The sequence below is a fragment of the Spongiactinospora gelatinilytica genome (assembly GCF_003236385.1).
GTDB lineage: Bacteria > Actinomycetota > Actinomycetes > Streptosporangiales > Streptosporangiaceae > Spongiactinospora > Spongiactinospora gelatinilytica.
This window is the reverse complement of sequence record NZ_POUA01000768.1, coordinates 1-985: the sequence shown is the minus strand read 5'-3', so window position 1 is coordinate 985 and position 985 is coordinate 1. Positions and strand designations below refer to the sequence as shown.

General features: G+C 61.2%; 2 protein-coding genes. One reads left to right on the top strand and one right to left on the bottom strand.

Annotated elements, in window-relative coordinates; translation table 11 throughout:
• The first annotated feature begins 23 nt into the window (after positions 1-23).
• Positions 24-605 (top strand): serine hydrolase, encoded by a 582-nt coding sequence (locus C1I98_RS45955; RefSeq protein ID WP_368773566.1) that lies wholly within the window; start codon positions 24-26, stop codon positions 603-605.
• Here C1I98_RS45955 and C1I98_RS39280 read toward each other — a convergent pair.
• Positions 581-856 carry an HNH endonuclease gene (locus C1I98_RS39280; RefSeq protein ID WP_267898115.1) on the bottom strand — a complete coding sequence of 92 codons (276 nt, stop codon included), beginning with the start codon at positions 854-856 and terminating at the stop codon, positions 581-583. The two genes, C1I98_RS45955 and C1I98_RS39280, sit on opposite strands and share 25 nt — an antisense overlap.
• Positions 857-985 lie beyond the last annotated feature (129 nt).

Genomic DNA, 985 nt, shown 5'->3' with positions numbered 1-985 from the left:
CGGCGTGGCTCAGCACACGGAAACTGAAGAGCTTCCCCAGCAGCATCCTGCAAGACCGCCCCGACAACAGCCAGGCCCCCCTCCGCGAGGCCGCCACATTGATGATCTCCATCAGCGACAACACCGCCACCGACCTCCTAACCCATAAGGCCGCCCCTGGCACAGCGACACCCGCGAACTTTTTCACCCTCAAGGGCGCCGCCCCCCACCTCGCCGCCAGCTACAATCCGCCACCCCCGAGCCGCCGCACCCTTCTCACCAAAACCCTCGCCATCATCAACTCCTGGCCCCCGCAACCTCCACACCATCGAATAAACCGCTTCCGCCCACGGATCTGCCAGGCCCACGCCACCCTCACCCACCTGAACGACCCCCCATCAACAAGATCATGCCCACCTACGACGCCGGCCTCCACCTCCCCGCCCCAATGGCCCACCGTCTGGTCCAAAGGCGGCTCCGAACCCGGCCTCCTCACCCTCAGCTACTCCACCCACGCCAAATCCCGCAAACCTATGCCGTCATCACCACCTCCACCAACCCCGCGGTGCCTTCACCCACGCCGAAAAGGGCGAGTGATTTCTCAGGTGGCGATAAAGCGCTTATAGCGCTCCTCAAGGAGATGGCGGCTCGGGTGGTCGGCGCGGCGCGGAGGAAGGTTCAGTGTGCCGCCATGCATTTCCTGTATGCCGTGCTTTAGCATCGGCCCGTCAACCTCATGCAAAATATCGGGACGTACCTCGATGACATAGTCGGAGCGTATGCCGATAAGGTGTTGATCATACGCTGCATGATGAATCTTACACAAGGATAGGCCATTAGAAACTGCAGCGACACCTCGATCCTCGCTGTCCGGAATAATGAGCGTTTTTCACCGTGGGAGCACAGGTCACAGGCTGGTTGCGGGTCCACGTTCTTGATCGAGAAGTAGAGAGGCCCCTGGTAGAAGGGTTGTCGACCAAGATCAACCGCTACCCAGGGGCCCATG